Genomic DNA, 15,119 nt, shown 5'->3' with positions numbered 1-15,119 from the left:
ATTCTTTAACAAAAAAGGAGCCAGCGGCTCCTTTTTTATTGGCTTAATTTTTCAAAGGATATTAATTAAAATTTCCAACGCATCCATGTAAATAAGACATTTCCGTTATTGTAGGTTCCTGGAATATACGTTGTTTGAATAGATAAACGATTGTACTCAATCGATACTAAAGGTAACACTAGCGGAATCGGAATGTAGGAGTAATCATCACGAGCGGTGATACTGGCCGTATACCCTGCACCAAAACGCCAACCATCTCGGTCTCCAGGGATCCACATCCATTCAAAACCATAGCCGATAATAGGCTCAATTTTATTGTGAGAGTCTTTAAACGCCATCGCATACAGTGAGTGCCAATTATCGTTTTCATCGTAACGATAGACGCCAAACCCCGCGCCCCAAGGGCGTTCGTTGTACTTGTCGGTTTTCTCTTTGTCATACATGGCGCGGTTGTGCCAAGTATTTAGCGGCACATACAGCTCGTAATTATCGGCATGCCAAGTTTGTTTGACCTGATCGGTAAACGAGCCCCAAAAGCTGCTATCTTGCTGCGTCTTTGAGTGTGTATCAGGTGATTCGCTGGTTGTTATTGGTGTTTGCGCAAAAACAACGACGGGCGCCAATAGCGATAGACAACCAATAGACAGGCGACCTGTTTTCACTAGTTTCATTATTATTCTCGGTAATATTTTGTTATTAATTTTGGAAGTCTTTTAGTAGAGAGGCGCGATCGAAGAATTATATCGAAGCAAATATTTTATTGTTAGGAATAAATTATATCATAGGATTGCGGGTAAAGTTGAATGAAGTATAAACAACAGGAAAAATACGGATTTTCCTGAATCAAAAGTAGAGCAATAATGGATACCAATCATTTAGCGAATTCTTCTTGGTAACCTAATGGTATTGTGATTTTTCTGCTACAGAAAGCGGTGGTACTACATAGTGTTAGCCAGAGAGATGGCTCATTTTATGGTTTAGGGGAGGGATGTCAGGGACGCTTCGCTGGTTGTAAGCCATATTAGGGTTACATAGCGTCATTGCATGCGGTAAGAATGTAACAAATATTTAGCAAACTCCCTGCTGTTACTGCAATAAATCTCCGTAGAACCGTATTATGCATCACACATTCCTTTTTTATACTCATTATTAGTTAATTTCATCGTCGGAATAGGTGACTCTCCGTTCAGAATAGAGTAAAAAGATAACGACGGAGGAGATGGAGAACGGCATAAATCGGTGCTTAAATAAGCAGTTTCATGCAGCAGATAATTCTGTGAGTGGCAACAGTTTTTGGCACAGATTAGCTTAGTTTTCCGCCGACCGTTTTATTTCTGTGCGACGTGTCGTTCACTGGATAAAAATGGCTTGCCATTGAATACGTAGTGTGTGATAACGCATCTGGGTAAAACGAGGTACAGTTCTGTATATGTGTGGCATTTTCAGTAAAGAAGTTCTGAGTAAAAACCATAGCGTTGACTACCACTTCTCTGCCGATTCTTATCTTAGTGCCTCAAGCAGTAACGACTCTAGTTTGTCTATCTAACGCCCTAGGGCGGTTTAAACAATCCAAAGGAAATACTCAAGATGGCTAAGATCAAAGGTCAAGTAAAGTGGTTCAACGAAGCTAAAGGTTTCGGTTTCATCACCCCGGCTGACGGCAGCAAAGATGTGTTCGTACACTTCTCTGCAATCCAGGGTAACGGTTTCAAAACTCTGGCTGAAGGTCAGCACGTTGAGTTTGAAATCCAAGATGGCCAGAAAGGCCCATCTGCAGTTAACGTAACTGCAATCTAAGACAGCGTCAGCTGTTAAAAACCCGCTTTATGCGGGTTTTTTTATGCCTGAATTTTGAGATTGGAGGCTAGGGGAGAATGATTAAGCCGGAGTACTGATTGCGGCCTTTGATTCCTGGATGCTCAGGTTCTCGTTCGCGCCGATGCGCATTGCGCCGAAAACTGGTATAGCGGAAATAGTGAGTTGCTTCAGGTTGATGTTCTTGGGTGCAAATAGTGCACTCAGATAGGTTATCGACATGAGCGAATCCAAGCCCATGAAGTTTAGCTTGCGCAATAGCTACGAGATCTAAATGTCGGAAGCGGGGTGAAATCAATGCTGACTCATAAGGCAGCGCTTGATGAAAGCGTTCGACCAAAGGTTCATCCACTTCATAACAGCATGCCCCTGCACTAGGGCCGATAGCGGCCATCCACTGTGAAATATCATCCTCTTGTGAAATACGCTTCGTAACCTGCTCTAAAACGCCGTCTATGAGTCCACGCCAGCCCGCATGTGCCACCGCTATAGCTTGGCCGTCTTGGCGGCTGAAAATCACAGGCAGGCAGTCAGCGGTGAGAATAGTCAGCAGTATGTTTGGTTTACTCGTATAAAGAGCATCACATTCGCCGCACTCTTGGTTGGGTGTGGTTACATCGACTACGCGGATCCCATGTACCTGCTTTTTCTCAGGCATCGTCTCCCGATAGGGGCTTAAAACTGTCGGCATTAACGCTGTCTTGTGACCGAATCCATAACGAATATTTGGGATGTTGCGCCAACCGGGGATTGCCATACGCTGTCCTATTCGACGTTTATCAAACTGAGGGCTTCAGCTTAGGGATTATTGGCGCTTTAGAAAAGGGGGCCGTAAGGTATTTTGCTGTTAGTTTGAGGTGCTTCGTCAGTTGCATCGCTGGCTGGCGTTATTTAGACTGTTGGGCTTTAACGTCAGTATGCGGGAAATCTAATGCCTTATCAGTGTCCTCTTTGTCAGCAACCGCTGGAAAAAAACGATCATCAGTGGCGTTGCGCCAATAATCACCAGTTTGATTGTGCAAAAGAGGGATACGTAAATCTGATGCCTGTTCAGCACAAACACTCCAAGCAGCCGGGGGATAGTACTGAAATGATGCAGGCGCGGCGTGCATTTTTGGATCAAAACTACTATCAGCCGCTGCGTGAAGCCGTTTGCCATGCGATTCAGACGCATATAGCGCCTCAAACCCGTCGTATTCTCGATATTGGCTGCGGCGAGGGATATTACACCTCTGAAGTGGCAAAACAGTTTAGAGAGCGGGATATTGCGGTTTTTGGCTTAGATATTGCCAAGGTTGCTATTCGCTATGCGGCTAAACGTTACCCGACGGTCTCTTTCTGTGTTGCTTCAAGTCATCGTCTGCCTTACGCCGATGCCTCGATGGATGCTGTTATTCGCATCTATGCACCTTGCAAGGCGGAAGAGCTGGCTCGTGTTGTTGCTCAACAGGGTATTCTTGTGACAGTGTCACCGGCTCCGCGCCATCTCTACCAACTGAAGGCGCAAGTTTATGACTCTGTACAGCTGCATGCGGAGAAGACTGAAACGTTTGAGGGTTTCACGCTTATTGATGAGCAACAGCTGGCCTACACCCTGATGCTGCCAGGAGAGCAGGCCGCTAATTTGTTGCAAATGACGCCTTTCGCGTGGCGAGCGACGCCTGATGTAGCAGAAACATTGAAAAGTAGCGCTGAATTTGAGTGCGAAACAGATTTTGCTATTCGTGTGTATCGCCGTGATTGAGCGTTCGAGTGACATAAAAATGCCCGCATTACGCGGGCATTTTTATACCGTCAGTTCTTAGAAGAAAGGACCGATATGCTCATATAAAATCGAGAAGCCAATACCGATAAGTACCACGCCTCCCAAAATCTCTGCGCGCTTGCCTAACAGCGGGCCAATAAATCGACCAATCATCATGCCCAACGTCGCCATAATCATCGTGGCTAAACCAATCGCCATCGCGGTGTGGAGGATATTGACCTGTAGGAAGGCTAACCCGACGCCGATGGCCATTGCATCTAAGCTGGTTGCAATTGCCGTGGTGACGAGCAGCCAGAATCCGTGACGGCGCACTGGTTCAGCATTTTCATCATGGTTGCCTTTCCAGCCCTCATAAACCATACGACTCCCGAGCATGAAGAGCAGGGCAAAGGCGACCCAGTGATCCCATTCCATAATGAACTTGCTGGCCAGTAGACCAATTCCCCAACCAATGAGCGGGGTAATCGCTTCTACGGCACCAAAAATAAGACCAGTACGGAATGCTTCACGGAAACGAGGTTTGTGCAGCGCGGCACCTTTACCAATTGACGCAGCGAAAGCGTCCATAGACATGCCGAAAGCGAGGATAACTGTTGCGGATAAATTCATGAAAAATACTCGGCCGGGTGTTCCATATACACGCAGCCCACCCCCAACCATACGACGGAGCTACGTGTCTATGGTCTCGCCTGTCCACGCTTGAATGCTGATGATCAGCAAGCGGGCTGCTCGCACCACGTTCCATGCTAGGAACGAGTATGTTGACACGAGCGCGCTCAAAAACTGAATATTAATCAGCTAGAACGCCGGCTACTCCCCAAATTGACGGAGGCGATCATACTCTATTTCTTTAGATAATAACAACGGCATATTTTGCAGGGGAAATCAATGTTAATGATAATTATTATTAACTGGGGTGTGTCGGACAAGTAATAACGTTTTAGGAGAGTAAAGATCCAGTACAAATAGCAGGAGTAATGTACTGAATCTCATTAACAGCAGGGCGTATTGGTTATTTCTGCTCAACGAAAAACTTTAAGATTAAGTCTAAATCGTCCATTTTAGCGACTTGAATCAGTAACCTGCGTTTCTCTAAATCAATAACCAGATAGCCATCTTCTGACATATTCATATTTTTGATTCGGCTGTATAAAATAAAAACATTACCGTAATAAAAACCGGTTTCTTTAAATAATATTTTTGGCCAGCGAATATAAAAAACATAGATAGCGATAATTGCCAGAGTAAAGAGTAACCATGTTGTGAAATGAGAACCATTATTAGTAATATTTTGGTACGCAAGAATGGCTAACAATCCAACAAATATTCCACTGTCGGCTTTATTACGACGTTTTAAATTAACCTGTAAGCGTGTTTTTCCATTACGCCTTGGCATGATGATTTCATCATAGACGGCGTAAAGAATAAACAGCAGGATAAAAGCCAGCAGTGCGATATCAGTTAAAGACATGAATACTCCAAACACAAAATAAAAAAGCCGGATAGGGCGAACCCTATCCGGCTATTCATACGATTACAGACCGAGCAGACCGATCCAGTAGCCGAAGATACCAATGAAGAAGAAGCCGATAATGATCCACAGTGCGTTGACTTTCTTACGCAGCAGCCACATACAGCCGAAGGTCAGCAGCAGTGGGATCAGGCCAGGCATCAACTGGTCCAGAATGGTCTGAACCGTGGTTACCGTGGTGTGACCGGTTTGGTCAGTGATACGGGATACCACAAGTGGAATGTTGACATGCGTCCACTTGTTAACCAAGGCCCCCATAACAAACAGACCTAGGATCGATGCCCCCTCCGTCAGTTTCTGTAGGAAGCCACCGCCCATATCGCTAACGATATCAACACCTTTCTTATAACCGTAAGCTACGCCATAGTAACGAACCAGCAGGCGAACCAGGTTGAACAGAACGAAGAACAGGATAGGGCCCAACAGGCTACCGGTCATCGCAATACCTGCACCTAACGCTGCAAATACAGGACGTACGGTACCCCAGAAGATTGGGTCACCCACACCGGCTAACGGTCCCATCAGACCCACTTTGATACCGTTAATGGCACCATCGTCGATCGGAGCACCGTTCGCACGCTGTTCTTCCATCGCCGCTGTAACACCCAAAATAGGGGCCGCAACGTATGGGTGTGTGTTGAAGAATTCTAAATGACGCTTGATTGCCTGCCTGCGTTCATCTGTGTTCTCTGGATACAGGCGACGGATAACCGGCACCATGGAGAAACAGAAACCCAATGCTTGCATACGTTCAAAGTTCCATGAACCTTGAAACAGGTTAGAGCGCAGGAATACGCTGCGCAGGTCGCCTGCGGTGAGTTTCGTTTCAGTTTTTGGAGTTGCAACTGATGATGTTGTATCAACCATTTCTCTCACCCTTTCCTAGTCTAATTCGTTATCAAGGCCGTTATCGCCGGCGGCAACTTGTACAACCTGAGATTTGTTGTATTTAGGGCTGAGTTGGATATACAGAATAGCCATCATCAGACCCAGAACACCCAACGCAACCAAGTTGAAGTTAGTGAACGCAGCGGTAACGAAACCTAAATAGAAGAAAGGCATCAGGTAGCCAGCACGCATCATGTTGATAACCATCGCATAACCAACTACGACGATCATACCACCCGCGATAGCCAGACCAGTGGTCACGACTTCAGGGATTGCATTCAGCATGGTGTGAACAGCATCAGTACCTACAGAAATTGCAACAACAACCGCAGGGATTGCGATACGCATTGCTTGCAGGATTAATGCAGAGCAGTGCAGAACGCTAATCGCACGCAGGTCGCCACGCTCGGCCGCGCCGTCAGCCGCGTGCTGGAAGCCCACGGTGATAGTACGAACGATGATGGTCAGAACCTGACCTGCTGCTGCCAATGGAATGGCCAGTGCGATACCAGCACCAACGCTTTGCCCACCGGCGATAACCAGAATGGTGGAAATAATGGAGGCCAGTGCCGCATCAGGTGCAACAGCCGCACCGATGTTCATCCAACCCAAAGCGATCATTTCCAGAGTACCACCGATAATGATACCGGTTTTCATGTCACCCAGAACGATACCGATCAGGGTACAAGCCACCAGCGGACGGTGAAACTGGAATTCATCAAGGATGGAACCCATCCCTGCAATACACGCAACAATAAATATCAGTACAATCTGAAGAGTTGTAATCTCCATTGCACTTCTCCTCTAACCAAAGAGCTGAGTTTAAAAACACGAACCGGCAAGTGCGCGATTCAGCGTTAGTTCATTTTATTGATTAATTCCATCATCTTCAGACGACTATCGCTGGAGACCTTACGGACTTCCAATTCAATGCCGCGTGCATCCAGTTTTTTGAATGCTTCGATGTCTTTCTCGTCTACGGATACTGCGTTGGTGATCTGAGTTTTGCCCTGACGGAACGCCATACCACCGATGTTTACAGTGGTGATATTCACACCGTTTTCGACTAAACGAACCACGTCGGTTGGGTTAGTGAAAAGCAGCATGACGCGGTCACGACCGTAAGCTGGGTTGTTATAAACACGGATCATTTTTTCGACGTCAACCACGTGAGCGGTAACGCCTGGAGGAGCAACCTGTTTAAGCAGGGTGGAGCGAACGTGGTCAGCAGCAACTTCATCACTCACAACGATGATGCGGCTCACGTTAGTTTCTTTTGTCCAGCGAGTAGCAACCTGACCATGAATCAAGCGGTCATCGATACGTGCTAAACCGATCTTCATGTGGTCTTCTGGGCTCATCGGAGCCTGAGGTGCTTTTGGCGCAGCCGGTTTTGGCTGTGGTTTGGCAACTTCAGGTTCTTTTGCGCGCAGTGCTCGGACGCCTTCACGGCCTGTTTCCAGCGCTAATGCAACCAACTCGTCAAAGCTAGGGTCATCGTCGCGAGCCATGAACGTTTCTACCAGCATTGGAACGTTGACGCCGGTAATCACTTCATAGTGCTCTTTGTCCGTGACAATACGGCTTGCCGCATTGAAAGGACTTCCACCCCAAGTATCAACCAAGAAGATGACGCCCTTATTGGTATCTAAGTGGGTCAATCTCTCGTTGTACTTTTCAATTAACGTTTCAGCATTTTCACCGGGAACGAAATCAATGTAGGCAACGTTGCTTTGTTCGCCTAGCAGCATTTCTGCGGTTTTGAGCAATTGCTCAGCCGCTGCCCCGTGAGTGCCGATGATAATAGCAATACTCACTCGCTACCTCCTCTCTACTTGCTAGCATGCTTTTACGGTGTGAAATAACTCACTTTCTCAGCATGGAATTAAGTCAAAAAACCGTTTGTAGATACGTCCTTGTGGAGTAACTGCTCGCCAAATAATTCTTGGATCTCACTGATGAATGCTAAGTATCTTAAGTATCAATCAGTTAGCTTCATGAATCGATTCAGGCGAAAAATCCCAAATCTTCTTCAGCGAGATTTATTTTAGTCAGTAAAAAAATAATTTATGTGACGACCATCTGCTATTAGCACATGTAAATTATAAGAAATATTTAGATGCTGGATTTATGCGCAATATGAGTAACAGACTATTGACAAAAAATGACAAAATGTGTGCGCTGATGCCCTTTTGGATAGCTTTATTTCTTGCTAGCATAAAGTTACTTATCATTGTCAGGAGTATTGGGTTAAACCCACCGTATGGACCGTCCCCGACGCCCTTTAATTTCTTCGCTATTCTCTACACTATTCTTTATGCCCGGTGATGTTTTGTTCCGTGGCTTGTCTTTGCTGAATGCATGCTTTCTTAATGCTTTGCGTTATATCGCAGGTCGTTGGAAATCAAATCTTAGTTTTAGCCGATATTCGAACGGGCTGAAACGTCGTGCACAGCAAGATCCTGTTGCCGTTCAACAATTCTCTTTTCACATTAACGCGGAATAAAACATGGAATTTTTACTCGATCCGTCAATTTGGGTGGGTTTACTCACGCTGGTGGTTCTCGAAATTGTTCTGGGCATAGACAATTTAGTCTTCATTGCGATCTTGGCAGACAAGCTACCGCCGAAGCAGCGAGATAAGGCGCGTATTATTGGCCTTTCTCTAGCGCTGCTGATGCGACTGGGGCTGTTGTCCGTTATCTCATGGATGGTGACGCTAACGCGTCCGTTATTTAGCGTAGGCGATTTTAGCTTCTCAGGGCGAGATTTAATCTTGCTCGTCGGGGGGCTGTTCCTCCTGTTTAAAGCCACCATGGAGTTACATGAACGGCTGGAAGGACATACCCATGAGGTGAACAACCGAGGATATGCCAGTTTCTGGTCGGTGGTGGTGCAGATTGTCATTCTTGACGCCGTGTTTTCGCTTGATGCCGTGATCACGGCAGTCGGCATGGTAGATAGCTTGCCGGTGATGATGAGTGCGGTTGTCATTGCGATGGTGATTATGCTGCTGGCCTCTAAGCCGCTGACCAACTTTGTTAACGAACATCCAACCGTCGTGGTGCTGTGTTTAAGCTTCCTGCTGATGATTGGTTTGAGTTTGTTGGCAGAAGGTTTCGGCCTGCATATTCCAAAAGGTTATCTGTATGCCGCGATTGGCTTCTCAATTCTTATCGAGATGTTTAACCAGATTGCGCGTCGTAACCATATCAAACACGAGCGCCGCCTGCCTATGCGTCAGCGTACTGCTGAGGCCATCATCAGTATGATGGGCGGTAAGAAAGATAAACAGAATGGTCACCGTAGCGAAGAGGTGGTAGCGGCCAAAGAGGAAGAGACCTTTGCTGCTGAAGAACGCTATATGATCAGCGGCGTTTTGACGCTGGCATCGCGATCTTTACGTACCATCATGACGCCGCGTAATGAGATTACCTGGGTGGATTGCCAACGCACGCCGCAGGAAATTCGCCGCCAACTGCTGGAAACACCCCATAGTCTATTCCCTGTTTGCGACGGTGAATTAGACCAGTTGATTGGCATTGTCCGAGCCAAAGATTTGCTGGTGGCTTTGGATGAAGGGATCTCTGTGGCTGACTATGCCGCGAAAAGTGCGCCAATCGTGGTGCTAGAAAGTTTAGATGTGATTAACGTGCTAGATGTATTACGCCAGGCAAAAGGGCGTTTGGTCATCGTAAGCGACGAGTTTGGCATGGTTCAAGGCTTGGTGACGCCGCTGGACGTATTAGAAGCAATTGCAGGCGAATTCCCTGATGAAGATGAAACGCTGGATGTCATCAAACAGGAAAATGGCTGGTTAGTCAAAGGCGGTACTGACCTGCATACCTTGGAGCAAATGCTAGGCTGGGATGGCTTGGTCAGCGAGTCTTCTTCTGATTGCGCATCAGTGGCCGGTTTGCTGTTGGCTCATTTTGATCAGATGCCGCAGGCCGGTGAAAAATTAGAGCTGCACGGTCTACGTTTCCAAGTCATGGAAGTTAAAGATTATCGCATTGAGCTGATCCACATTGAGCGTATTGAAACGCATGATGAGCATGAGGACGAATAACAAACGTTAATAGCCGCAGTTAATAACAACGGCTAATATTTCCCTCCCTATGGGGAGGGAAATTTAATGGCTCAATCACCACTTTTTTTGTGTTTGGCATATTGCTGAGCTAGCCAATGCGGAAACTCTGCAATAGGCATCGGACGTGCAAAGTAAAACCCCTGCATCGCACAAACGCCTAATTGGCGCAGATAATCAGCCTGCTGGCGAGTCTCAACCCCTTCAACGATGAGCTTCAATTTGAGCTCTTTACCCAACGCAACAATACTGCCGAGCACTTTGGCATTGATGGCATCTGTACCGATGGTTGCACAGAACGTCTTATCAATTTTCAGCACGTCAGGATGCAGATTTTGCAAGTAACTCAGTGAGCTATGCCCGGTGCCGAAATCATCCAGTGCTAAAGATGCCCCCATCGCGCGCAGTTCAGCGAGCTGTGCATAATCTGCTGTCTGCAATTCTGTGCGCTCAGTGAGTTCTAGCATGAGCTTGGTCTCAGGATTAAATTGATACCACAGATTATGCAGATCGCGTGCAAGTTGCCCCTGAGCAAAATGCTCGGCGGCAATATTAATACTGATATAAAAATCAGGCGATTGTGGGAACAGGTGCCGATTTTGTTCTAGCGTATACAGAAGGTGGCGCGTAAGCGATTGGACCAAACCATGCTGCTCGGCCAGAGGAATAAAAATATCCGGAGAGATCCAACCTTGGCGCTCATCATGCCAACGTAGCAGGATCTCAACGCCGTCACATTCTCCGCTCTGGCTTTGAATAATCGGCTGGCAAAATAGCTGGAATTGCTTGCGCTGGATCGCCGAAGAGATGTGATAGGCCAAATTCATCCTATTAGCCGAAACCATAAAGACGATAATGCCAGCCAGTAAAAAGACCAGCAGCGAGAGCGGAATATGCTGAGGAAGAGAGCGTAGCGCGAGCTGCCAATCAGGATCGGAAAAGACGCCCACGGAATAAGCATATTGGCTAGAATTAAGCGCGACGCTGGGTTTATCCGTAATATCTCGCGTTTGCCGAATCATCTCTTGCCCATAAATCAACGTTTGTCCTTCAACGTTGAGGGCCATGTAGTTCACATAGGGCTTTTGCGGCTCGAGAATAAAGCTCGACAGCATGGCGATATGAAAGACGTGGATCATACCGCTGTGAGGATCCGTACGAGTCGGTACCCAGAAGAGCAGCGTAGGGCTCCCGCGTTTAACCAATAATGCCGCTTTCAACATCAGGTTATGCCCGGGTTTGGCAAAGGTAGGAAACATCACATCAAGCTGATAATCGCGATGGCCGAACAGACTAGAGCAAAAAATAACGTCGTTTTTTACCAACAAAATCGCTCGTACGGTCTGCAACTGCACTGACATATTCAGCAAACGTGGCTGAGCCTGAGGACAACTGCTGTTAACCAGTTCGTTGTGGGTGGTTGAAATTTCATTGGCTGAGTTAAGCAGGCGGTCGATTTGTTGAACGGCAGAAAGCGCGGCTTTATGCTGTGCGGTGCGTACGGTATCTAGCTCTTGGCTGTAGCGTCCGCCCATCGAAATAGCAAAAGCAAACAATCCTGCTCCAGCAGCGAGCAGTAAACGGTACAAGCGATACTTTTTAACAGCCACCTTTGAGAAGCGCATCAAGCATCCTTTGACAGGAAAATCCTAGCCAACATACATTCAATGAATTGTTCACTCTTTGCGTAAGTGTAGCTATTGAAAAGAAAATGTGGACGGATAGTAGCGTAAATATCAACGTGAGATCGATATTGTAAGGATAATAAAACCGCCACGTGATTAAAAAGCGGCTAAATTAGGATTTATCTACACAGAACTTATTGTTTTCTATACAGACTTAGAGAAAAATCTGATAGGGAAATACGTCAGCGGTTGCCATTTATTTTGCTGATATGTGTCAAGCCCCCTTACTTTCTGTAAGGGGGAAGCCAACTTAGTGAACGAATTGTTGGTGCAGAGCGATAATTTCGCGGCCTAATTCCATTAGCATAATGGCATTCATCAGATGATCCTGTGCGTGAACCATGACTAAATGTACTGGGATTTTTCCTGTTCCCTCATCCATTTCGATCAGTTTGGTTTGCACATGATGAGCTGAAGATAACGCTTCTTGCGCCTGCTGCATGTAAGTTTCGGCCTGAGCAAAATCTTTTTCTTCACGTGCGCAGCGGATAGCTTGGAAGACTAAGCTACGTGCATAGCCTGAGTTGGCAATGAGCTCCATCACTTCATTTTCAAGATCCATGCTTAAGCCTCTTCAATCAACGCTAATGCCTGATCGAGCACCTTATCGCCTTTCATGGTGCCGTAGGCCATCATATCGATACAGGCGATTTTCTTGCCGTGCTCCTGAGCGATTTTTTCGCATTCAGGCAGCTTGTAGCGGATCTGCGGCCCTAATAAGGCAACGTCAAAATCGGCAGCACAGGTTTTATAATCACGTACTGATTTTGCACAAATTTCAGCGTCGATGCCGCGTGCTTTGGCAGACTCCAGCATTTTCTTAACCATCAAACTGGTCGACATACCAAGATCACAAACCAACAGAATTTTTTTCATGTTATTTCTCCAAATCTTCTATCAAATGCTGCATTAAAAGAGGGATAGGGCGTCCAGAGGCGACGCTACGGCCACTTTCGCGCCACAGCGCGGTTCCACTAATGTCGAGATGTGCCCAAGGGATCTCTGCTGGGCAGAAGCGGCTTAGAAAATAAGCCGCCGACGTGCTGATGGCGGCGTTGTTGGTCGGGGTGTTGCAAACATCGGCAATGGCGCTTTCAACCTGTGGCGCAAAGCGTGTGTCGAGTGGCAACGACCACACTTCATCGCGAGTGTGCAGTCCGGCTTGCGTGAGGTTGTGACTGAGTTCGGGATCTTGGCTCCATAATCCGCTGAGGTCATAGCCCAAAGCTTTGACGACGGCACCGGTTAGCGTTGCCATATCGATGATGTACTGCGGATGCTGATCGTCTAAGGTGAGTTTGCTGGCATAGGCAATGGCGTCGGCTAAAACCAGTCGTCCTTCTGCGTCGGTGTTGTTAATTTCAACGCTAAGGCCCGCATAGCTTGTGACAACGTCACCTGGCCGCATGGCTTCTGGGCCGATCATATTTTCAGCTAGCGCCAACACGCCAATCAAGCGTACTGGAAGCGCCATTTCGGCGGCTGCGAGTAGTAAGCCAAAGACGTTGGCGGCACCGCACATGTCATATTTCATGGTATACATGCCTTCGCCGCCTTTGAGCCATAGCCCTCCGGTATCGAAGGTAATTCCCTTGCCCACGTAGGCGCTGAATGGCCCATCGGCGCGGCCTTCATAGCGTAGAACCATTAAGCGTGGCGGGTTGGCTGCGCCTTTACCCACGGCATGCAACAGGCCTAAGCCTTGGCGCTCAATCTGTGTTTCTTCCAAAATCTCACAGCGCAATGTTCGATACGGCGCGATGATTTTCTCAATTTCCGTTACCACAAATTCAGGTGTGCATTTATCGCTGGGAACGTCTGCGATACGGCGAGCGGCGATCATGCCAATGGCGGATGCTTCAGCCTGACGGCGTATTTTCTCCACCGCGGCTTGATCTTGTGGCCGACAGCAAAGGGAGATGTGTTTAATCCGAACCGTAGGCTCTGCATGCGTTTTGAGCCCTAAATCGCTCAGTTGATAATCCAGATTAAACAAGAAGATCAGCAATGAAGAGAGCATGGCGCGGTGCCTGCTTTCGCTTGTGTCCCATAGACTGCAATCAACAACCAGTTCAGGGCATGTCGTTTTGCGTAATAGGGGGCGCAGTGCGGCGTGGAGCTTATAGGTTGTCGAATCTAACCAGTGATCCTTTGGTAATAAGGTCACTCGACCAAAGGGGGCGCAGCCGTAGGCACAGTCGGCAACGGAGTTTACTGCGTCTTTTTGTAGAGCCGATAATAGCGCCGCATTGATATCGGCTTGTATTAACAGCGCGCTGTCAGCAAAGGAAATAAGATGGCTATTTTCACTCGATAATACGTCATGTGATGTAGCGCTGATTACCTGAGACTTAATCATATTGAGGTTCTCCGATAGGTGCGCGGATCCGCGCCGCATAGTCATTCATCCAAGCTTCATCGGCAGGGACATAGTGGGTGCGGTCGGATTGACGCTCGGCGAGGTAAACGGTAGGAGGAAGATCGCGGGTGGCGACAACAAATGAAAATGTTTTGATATTGGTAGAGACACCAAATTCACCCAGTTTATTCATGCAAACCACTGACAAATCCCCCACGCGGCCAAAGCGCGCCATGAGTTTGTCTTCAAGCTCAAATATCACCGAGTCGGCGGCATTCTGTGGTGTCATTCCGCCTTCCATACGTCGTACGATCTCGTAGCTGGTGCAGCCTTTCATCAAATCTTCGCCAACGCCGGTGGCGGTTGCCGCACCGATTTGGCTATCACAATAGAATCCAGAGCCGATGATAGGGGAATCACCCAGCCTGCCGCGACGTTTCATGAATAAACCGCTGGTGGACGTTGCCACGCTCATCGAACCGCGGGTATCTAGGCCAATCATGCCGACGGTGTCATGGCCATCGTAGGGGCTTAGTCCCCGATCGATGGTTTCGCGACAGCGCTTGCGGTAGTGTTGCATCGCTCGCTCAGTTAGCATGGTTTTTTCGGTGAATCCCTGACTCAGCGCCCACTCACGGGCGCCAACGCCCACCAGCACACTGTTGAATCGCTCTCGACTCAGGGCATGAGCTACGCGAATCGGATTAGCGATATCGACCAGGTTACCCACGGCGCCGAACGCTAAGGTATCGCCATCCATAAAGGCGGCGTCTAATTCAACTTCACCGTTTTCGCTTGGCAAACCGCCATAGCCGACGGATTTATAAAATGGAAAATCCTCAACGTCGGCAACGGCATTGACCACGGCTTTGGCTGACTTTTCCCCATTCGCCAGCAGGGTGCTGGCGTGTGTGATGCCTTCTAGCGCCATGCGCCATGTCGCGATCATTCCCCACATGTAAAGCTCCTAATTCTTTGTATAACAGACA

General features: G+C 47.7%; 16 protein-coding genes and 1 riboswitch. Of the genes, 4 read left to right on the top strand and 12 right to left on the bottom strand.

Going from position 1 to position 15,119, the window contains the following annotated elements:
• Positions 1–65 precede the first annotated feature (65 nt).
• Entirely contained in the window at positions 66–671 is a 606-nt protein-coding gene (gene pagP, locus AB3Y96_RS12330; RefSeq protein ID WP_081329607.1) for a lipid IV(A) palmitoyltransferase PagP, read from the bottom strand.
• Between the two features lie 758 nt (positions 672–1,429).
• On the opposite strand from pagP, the gene AB3Y96_RS12325 reads away from it, so the two are divergent.
• Both AB3Y96_RS12325 and cspE read left to right on the top strand, forming a co-directional pair.
• Entirely contained in the window at positions 1,430–1,546 is a 117-nt protein-coding gene (locus AB3Y96_RS12325) for a DUF2627 domain-containing protein (protein WP_071842629.1), read from the top strand.
• Positions 1,547–1,587: 41 nt separating this feature from the next.
• Complete coding sequence (gene cspE / locus AB3Y96_RS12320) at positions 1,588–1,797, top strand: transcription antiterminator/RNA stability regulator CspE (protein WP_004094893.1); 210 nt, start codon at positions 1,588–1,590, stop codon at positions 1,795–1,797.
• A gap of 67 nt (positions 1,798–1,864) precedes the next feature.
• Here the strand turns inward: cspE and pgeF are convergent, their stop codons facing one another.
• Positions 1,865–2,572: a peptidoglycan editing factor PgeF gene (pgeF, locus tag AB3Y96_RS12315; protein ID WP_367299322.1), complete on the bottom strand. Its 708-nt coding sequence runs from the start codon at positions 2,570–2,572 to the stop codon at positions 1,865–1,867.
• Between the two features lie 174 nt (positions 2,573–2,746).
• Here pgeF and rlmA point away from each other — a divergent pair, with 174 nt between their 5' ends.
• The gene (gene rlmA, locus AB3Y96_RS12310; RefSeq protein WP_367299321.1) at positions 2,747–3,559 is read left to right on the top strand and encodes a 23S rRNA (guanine(745)-N(1))-methyltransferase; all 813 of its coding nucleotides are present in this window, start codon (positions 2,747–2,749) and stop codon (positions 3,557–3,559) included.
• A gap of 57 nt (positions 3,560–3,616) precedes the next feature.
• Here rlmA and mntP read toward each other — a convergent pair whose 3' ends face one another.
• The 5 genes from mntP to manX all read right to left on the bottom strand — a co-directional run bounded on the left by mntP (position 3,617) and on the right by manX (position 7,816).
• Entirely contained in the window at positions 3,617–4,189 is a 573-nt protein-coding gene (gene mntP, locus AB3Y96_RS12305; RefSeq protein ID WP_367299320.1) for a manganese efflux pump MntP, read from the bottom strand.
• 8 nt (positions 4,190–4,197) lie between these two features.
• Positions 4,198–4,413, bottom strand: a riboswitch (yybP-ykoY riboswitch).
• A gap of 179 nt (positions 4,414–4,592) precedes the next feature.
• Positions 4,593–5,051, bottom strand: a complete 459-nt coding sequence (locus tag AB3Y96_RS12300; RefSeq protein ID WP_040044853.1) for a DUF986 family protein — start codon at positions 5,049–5,051, stop codon at positions 4,593–4,595.
• A 63-nt stretch (positions 5,052–5,114) separates the two neighbouring features.
• A complete protein-coding gene (locus AB3Y96_RS12295; protein ID WP_072309604.1) occupies positions 5,115–5,978 on the bottom strand; it encodes a PTS mannose transporter subunit IID in 864 nt (287 codons plus the stop codon).
• Positions 5,979–5,993: 15 nt separating this feature from the next.
• A complete protein-coding gene (locus tag AB3Y96_RS12290; protein WP_367299319.1) occupies positions 5,994–6,791 on the bottom strand; it encodes a PTS mannose/fructose/sorbose transporter subunit IIC in 798 nt (265 codons plus the stop codon).
• A 65-nt stretch (positions 6,792–6,856) separates the two neighbouring features.
• A complete protein-coding gene (gene manX / locus AB3Y96_RS12285) occupies positions 6,857–7,816 on the bottom strand; it encodes a PTS mannose transporter subunit IIAB (RefSeq protein WP_367299318.1) in 960 nt (319 codons plus the stop codon).
• 692 nt (positions 7,817–8,508) lie between these two features.
• On the opposite strand from manX, the gene AB3Y96_RS12280 reads away from it, so the two are divergent.
• Positions 8,509–10,068 (top strand): TerC family protein, encoded by a 1,560-nt coding sequence (locus AB3Y96_RS12280; protein WP_072309600.1) that lies wholly within the window; start codon positions 8,509–8,511, stop codon positions 10,066–10,068.
• Positions 10,069–10,139: 71 nt separating this feature from the next.
• On the opposite strand, the gene AB3Y96_RS12275 is transcribed toward AB3Y96_RS12280, so the two are convergent.
• From AB3Y96_RS12275 to AB3Y96_RS12255, 5 genes are all read right to left on the bottom strand, one after another.
• Positions 10,140–11,711 carry an EAL domain-containing protein gene (locus tag AB3Y96_RS12275; RefSeq protein ID WP_367299317.1) on the bottom strand — a complete coding sequence of 524 codons (1,572 nt, stop codon included), beginning with the start codon at positions 11,709–11,711 and terminating at the stop codon, positions 10,140–10,142.
• A 310-nt stretch (positions 11,712–12,021) separates the two neighbouring features.
• Positions 12,022–12,333: a PTS lactose/cellobiose transporter subunit IIA gene (locus tag AB3Y96_RS12270; protein ID WP_072309598.1), complete on the bottom strand. Its 312-nt coding sequence runs from the start codon at positions 12,331–12,333 to the stop codon at positions 12,022–12,024.
• 2 nt (positions 12,334–12,335) lie between these two features.
• Entirely contained in the window at positions 12,336–12,647 is a 312-nt protein-coding gene (locus tag AB3Y96_RS12265; RefSeq protein WP_040044857.1) for a PTS sugar transporter subunit IIB, read from the bottom strand.
• 1 nt (position 12,648) lies between these two features.
• Positions 12,649–14,130 carry a leucyl aminopeptidase family protein gene (locus AB3Y96_RS12260; RefSeq protein WP_367299316.1) on the bottom strand — a complete coding sequence of 494 codons (1,482 nt, stop codon included), beginning with the start codon at positions 14,128–14,130 and terminating at the stop codon, positions 12,649–12,651.
• Positions 14,123–15,088 (bottom strand): N(4)-(beta-N-acetylglucosaminyl)-L-asparaginase, encoded by a 966-nt coding sequence (locus AB3Y96_RS12255; protein ID WP_367299315.1) that lies wholly within the window; start codon positions 15,086–15,088, stop codon positions 14,123–14,125. Before AB3Y96_RS12255 ends, AB3Y96_RS12260 begins: the two co-directional genes overlap by 8 nt.
• Positions 15,089–15,119: the final 31 nt, after the last annotated feature.

Source organism: Hafnia alvei, assembly GCF_964063325.1.
In the GTDB taxonomy this organism is placed as follows: Bacteria; Pseudomonadota; Gammaproteobacteria; order Enterobacterales; family Enterobacteriaceae; genus Hafnia; species Hafnia alvei_B.
This window is presented reverse-complemented; position numbering and strand designations above follow the sequence as displayed.